The sequence below is a fragment of the Mesorhizobium sp. M0139 genome (assembly GCF_040322455.1).
Taxonomy (GTDB): Bacteria; Pseudomonadota; Alphaproteobacteria; order Rhizobiales; family Rhizobiaceae; genus Mesorhizobium.
Genome location: NZ_JAMYTN010000043.1, coordinates 1 through 5,178, shown reverse-complemented (window position 1 = coordinate 5,178; position 5,178 = coordinate 1). Strand labels below are relative to the sequence as shown.

Sequence of the window (5,178 nt, the reverse complement as noted above, 5' to 3'; positions counted from 1 at the left end):
CAGATCCTGGCCGTGGAGATGGCCAATCGCGAGAGCCGCTCGGCCTGGAGGGACTTCCTCGTCGGCCTCAAGGCGCGCGGCCTCAAGGGCGTCGAGTTGGCCGTGTCCGACGATCACGCCGGCCTGGTGGCAGCGATCGGCGAGTGATCCCCGAAGCCGCATGGCTTGCCAAATCGTCGGCACGCTATCCGCGCCTGACAGGCTGGGCCGAGGATGCCATCGAACAAACCCTGACCTTCTTCAGACTGCCGAGACAGCACCACAAGCATCTCAAATCCACCATCATGCCGGAGCGGCTCAACGAGGAAATCCGCCGGCGCACCTATGTCGTGCGCATCTTCCCCAATACCGAAAGCTGCCTGCGCCTGGTCAGGGCGTTGGCCGTCGAGACCAATGAAAACTGGATGGAGGCCAACCGATACATCAATATGGACGACCTGCGCGAGCACAAGAAGCTCGCTCTGCGCCAAGCCGCATAACCAGCATCATGGCCGCCCCATTTTGCAGAACTTGACGCACACAACCGTTGGCTCGGCGCTCGCGGATCACCAGCGTCCTTTGAGCGGTAGCGCTTTTCAGGTTGAGGTTAAAGTCCTGTTGTGGCTCCGCACGGCCTCCATTAGTTGGACAATGGGGCAGCGGTGCAGCGCCGGCAAATGGACGACTCCATGTTTCACAATGTTAGATAAGCGTAAAAGCGCCAGGACATAACCACATAAACATTTCGTTATGCGCCATTGACAAGAGAAGGGATTGCTGTGATTGTCTGGCGTGTCGTGGTTCTCGCGTGCGGCGCTGCCGCAGCGGAGCTAAGAGGGAAGCCGGTGCGATGCCGGCGCTGCCCCCGCAACTGTTAGCGGCGAGCCAACCCCACTCATGTCACTGAGGCGAATACCCTCGGGAAGACGGGTAGAGGCTATGACCCCGCGAGCCAGGAGACCTGCCACGACGAATCACGTCCACGGGCGGGGTGTCTCGGTGGCCGCTGCAATCCGGCGTGCCGGGCCTGCTAGCGCCTTCCTTGTCACCGACGCCCCCAACCATCGGGGTATGACATGACTGTCTCTCAGCAAATTCCTGTAGCAACGCTCGGCGTGCCGCGCTTCGGTCGTCGGCGAGAACTGAAATTCGCGCTTGAAAGCTACTGGTCCGGAACATCGTCCGCTGGCGACCTTCTCACGACGTCGAAGGCGCTCCGTGCCGCTAGCTGGGAAGAGCAGCGCGATCGCGGCGTGTCGAAAATCCCGTCGAACGACTTCTCGCTTTACGACCATGTGCTCGACACCGCAGCCATGGTCGGGGCCGTTCCATCCCGTTACGGCTGGAATAGCGGCGAGGTCCCACTTGACATCTACTTCGCAATGGCGCGCGGCAACCAGGGTCAGACGGAGGATTGTGGACACGCTGGTCACCAGGAGGAGGCTCATGGACCTGGTGTAACCGCGATGGAAATGACCAAGTGGTTTGACACCAACTACCACTACATTGTGCCGGAACTCGATGATGATCAGACGTTCGCCCTCTCGTCGTCGAAGCCGGTCGATTACTTCCTCGAGGCTAAAGCTCTCGGCATTCACACACGCCCAGTCATCCTTGGACCCATCACCTTCCTCAAGCTGGCGAAATCGCCTGCCGAGGGGTTCGGTCCCATCGCGCTCCTACCGCGGCTGCTGCCCGTTTACGAGCAAGTCCTGCAGAAGCTGAACCTGTCGGGAGCCGACTGGGTGCAGATCGATGAGCCAGCGCTTGTCCTCGATCTGAACCCGAACGAACGAGCTGCGTTCGAATTCGCCTATGGCCAGCTGTCGAAAGCCGCGCCCGAGCTGAAGATCATGCTGGCTACGTATTTCGGGTCGCTGGGAGACAATCTCGAAACCGCGGTTTCTCTGCCCCTGGCCGGGCTGCATATTGATCTCGTGCGCGCTCCCGAGCAGCTGGAAACGGTGGGTCGGCTCGCTCCGAAGGATCTGGTGCTCTCGCTTGGCTTGATCGATGGCCGCAACGTCTGGCGTGCGAACCTGCCCGCCATTCTCGACCGCATCAAACCGATCGTCGCCGGCTGGCCCTTGGACCGCGTCGAGATCGCGCCTTCTTGCTCGATGCTGCATGTGCCGATTGATCTGCGCATGGAGACGGAACTCGACGCCGACATCAGGTCGTGGCTCGCCTTCGCGGCCCAGAAGACCGACGAGCTGGTCTTGCTGGCCCGGGCCCTGTCCCAAGGCAGGGATGCGGTGGCAGGCGCGTTGAAAGCGTCTGCCGAGGCTGCCGCCACGCGCGTGACATCCACGAGGATCCATGACCCGCTTGTTCAGGGGCGGATCGCTAGCATTGAGGACAGCGCGAAGCGACGAGAGAGCGCTTTTGGCGAGCGCTCCAGAGTCCAAGCCGGCTCACTCGGGCTGCCGCCGTTCCCGACGACGACCATCGGGTCCTTCCCGCAGACGCCGCAGGTACGCAAGGCGCGGGCCGCTCATGCGAAGGGCCAGCTGAGCTATGTCGACTATGAGACGTTCCTGAAGAAGGAGATCGAGGCTGCAATTCGCTGGCAGGAAGAGATCGGGCTGGACGTGCTGGTGCACGGTGAGTTCGAGCGAAACGACATGGTACAGCATTTCGGCGAGCAGTTGTCCGGCTTCGCGCTCACCCAGCATGCCTGGGTACAAAGCTATGGGTCGCGCTACGTGCGTCCCCCCATCATTTTCGGCGACGTATCGAGGCGCAATCCGATGACAGTGCGCTGGTGGCAATTCGCCCAGTCGCTTACGGAAAAGCCCGTGAAGGGAATGCTCACAGGCCCAGTCACCATTCTCAACTGGTCTTTTGTTCGCGACGACGTACCCCGCTCCGAAGCCTGCCGCCAGATCGCGCTCGCCATCCGCGACGAAGTGACGGATCTCGAAAGATCCGGCGCAAGGATGGTCCAGATCGATGAGGCCGCGTTTCGCGAAGGATTGCCACTGCGCCAATCTGACTGGAAAGTCTATCTCGACTGGGCTGTCGAATGCTTCCGGATCGCTTCAACGGGTGTAAAGGACGCGACTCAAATTCATACCCACATGTGCTATTCGGAGTTCAACGAGATCATTCACGCGATCGCTGAAATGGATGCGGATGTCATTTCGATTGAGACGTCGCGCTCGAAGATGGAACCGTTGGACGCCTTCACGAGCTCCAAATATCCGAACGAAATCGGTCCCGGCGTCTATGATATTCACTCACCACGCGTCCCGGAAGTCGGCGAGATTTCGGACTTAGTCATGCTTGCCCGCGAGCGACTGTCCGACGGCCAACTGTGGATAAACCCGGACTGTGGCCTCAAAACACGCAAATGGGAGGAGGTCCGCCCTGCCCTCATGAACATGGTCGCTGCAGCACGCGCGCTCCGGCAGAAAGTGCAGGCGTAAGGCTTCTCTTCCTCACCGTGTGGGGAGTTGCCGGCTGGCGGATGTCGGCCGGGAATATGCCAAACCGATCACACTCTTGAAAATAAGCCACACGGCGAAAATGTGCAATTTTCCTTCGGCACGTGTCCTCATCCCGCAGAAATATAAATGTGACACCACGCTATAGTTATTGGTCCTTGGGAACATACAGGCCCCGCGCCTCGAACAAATCGTACACACGTCGTTTCTCAACGTAGACTGCTTGGCATGTTCGCTCAGGCGGCGACAATATATGATGCTGCATATGATGCTGCGCGTCTGTCCGCTTCCCCAGTTGATTTGCGCAGACTACGGGCGAGGTTGCAGGTTTCGGGTATTGCTAGCGTGTCCCGCCAATTCGGAGATGGACGTGGCAATTCGTGTGGCCCAAGTAAAAGCCGCAATCATTTTCGATTGCGACGTCCGCAGCCAGTTGGCCCTTATTTTCCTGAGATCTGCGTCACAGGCCGGGGCGTTGTCGCCGTTTCGGAGGGTAAGATGGGATAGGCGACCTCGGGTGCCTCTCCGGTCAGCGAGTTGAGGAAGGCAACAAGCAGGTCAACTTCTTCGTCCGCCAGTACTACGCCAAGCTGGGTGGTCCCCATAATAGCGACGGCCTGTTTCAGATCCCAAACCTTGCCCGAATGAAAGTATGGCGCGGTGAGTGCAACGTTGCGCAGCGGCGCCACGCGGAAAACATAGTAGTCATCGGCTGCATTGGTGACCGCAAATCGGCCCTTGTCTTTGTCCGGCAGGACCTCGGCGCTGGGCTGTTCCACGAGGCCGAATGGGAAATAGGCTTGCCCACCAACGTTGATGCCGGCATGGCAGGACGAGCAGCCTTTGTCCATGAAAAGCGCCAGGCCCTGTTTCTGTTCGGAAGTCATGGCAAGCTCATCACCATTCAGGAAGCTGTCGAACGGGGCCGGTGTGACCAGTGTCGCCTCGAAGGCTTCGATCGCCTTGGCGAAGTTGTCGAAGGTGACCCGATCGGCTTCAGCCGGAAAAGCTGCATCGAACCACTCGACATATTGCGGCATGGACTTGAGCGTGGCGATGAGTTGGTCCGGTGTATTGGCCATTTCGATGCCGGCTTGGACCGGTCCCTTCGCCTGAGCCTTCAGGTCTGCGACACGACCATCCCAGAACTGAGCGATGTTGAAGACAGCGTTCAGTACAGTCGGCGCGTTGCGCTGTCCCTTCTGCCAACCATGGCCGATCGAGGTTTCGTGATTGTCGTCGCCGCCGGTGGCCAGGTTGTGGCACGAGTTGCACGACAAGACGCCTGACGCCGAGACGCGTGGATCGAAGAACAGTGCCTTGCCGAGAGCGATCTTTTCCGGGGTGATCGGGTTGTTGGCGACTGTCGGCGTGGTGGATGGCAAAGCCCTGAAGGTGGCCAATGCCGTATCTCTGAGGTCGGTGGGGATCGAATCCGCAGCAAAGGCGGTGGGTGCCAGCAAGGTGACAGCCATCGTTCTGAATAGGATTTTCATAAATGGTCTTCCTGCGTCGTGCACGCAGCCACTATGCGATCTGCGGCTCATGAACGCCCTGAGCTAGATCAGTTGAGGGAGAGGATCGGGGTCTGGCACCTGTTTTCGCGGCTGAGCTGGGACCCTCTTGGAAGTGATCGCTCTTCTCGATTGGACTTCAGGGGGTAGTGTGCTGAGAGTTCTGCAAATTCGCTGAGAGAGGGCGGTCATGGCAGGCTGGTGATGTTCAACGTCACCGATTCCCGCGAAGGAACGCC

At 59.5% G+C, this 5,178-nt stretch carries 2 protein-coding genes, 1 pseudogene and 1 riboswitch; of the genes and pseudogenes, 2 read left to right on the top strand and 1 reads right to left on the bottom strand.

From position 1 onward, the window contains the following. Positions 1 to 479: pseudogene (locus tag NKJ58_RS31375) on the top strand (transposase); the annotation flags it as partial. Between the two features lie 281 nt (positions 480 to 760). Beyond that, positions 761 to 962, top strand: a riboswitch (cobalamin riboswitch). Positions 963 to 1,055: 93 nt separating this feature from the next. Further along, complete coding sequence (gene metE, locus NKJ58_RS31370) at positions 1,056 to 3,407, top strand: 5-methyltetrahydropteroyltriglutamate--homocysteine S-methyltransferase (RefSeq protein ID WP_352854701.1); 2,352 nt, start codon at positions 1,056 to 1,058, stop codon at positions 3,405 to 3,407. A gap of 458 nt (positions 3,408 to 3,865) precedes the next feature. On the opposite strand, the gene NKJ58_RS31365 is transcribed toward metE, so the two are convergent. Continuing rightward, a complete protein-coding gene (locus tag NKJ58_RS31365; RefSeq protein WP_352720647.1) occupies positions 3,866 to 4,921 on the bottom strand; it encodes a cytochrome-c peroxidase in 1,056 nt (351 codons plus the stop codon). Positions 4,922 to 5,178: the final 257 nt, after the last annotated feature.